This window comes from Photobacterium sp. R1, from assembly GCF_054600795.1.
On the sequence record NZ_BAAHZP010000229.1, the window covers coordinates 1 to 360 of the forward strand.

Genomic DNA, 360 nt, shown 5'->3' on the forward strand with positions numbered 1-360 from the left:
AACAGATACCAACTGGCCAGTCAGTTATCCGAACTGGCAGTTTTGGTTTATCCCATCTCTGATACTTGCTTGTTTTGGCTATTAATCGTGATTTCTGAACGCAGAGCGGATCAGGACAAAAGCCACACCCAGCATGCCGCCCAGCAGCGTGGCGATCACCACAATCAGTGAGCGCTTAGGTTTGTCTTTAGTCACCGGTTTTTCTACGTTTTCAAGGAAACGGTAGGTTTTAAACTGGATATCTTTATTCAATTCAGTGCCCTGCAGCAGGGAAAGACGCGCTTCTACTTGCTGAATGCGGGGTTCAACCACACTCAGGTTCTTGACTGATTCCAGGGCACTCACCTTGGCCGCCAGTGC

General features: G+C 48.9%; 1 protein-coding gene. It reads right to left on the reverse strand.

The genetic code is table 11. The features are described from left to right. Window positions 1-81: 81 nt before the first annotated feature. Window positions 82-360, reverse strand: a 279-nt coding sequence (locus ACYP03_RS24795) for a GNVR domain-containing protein (RefSeq protein ID WP_459782497.1), incomplete at its 5' end; no start/stop codon positions are given.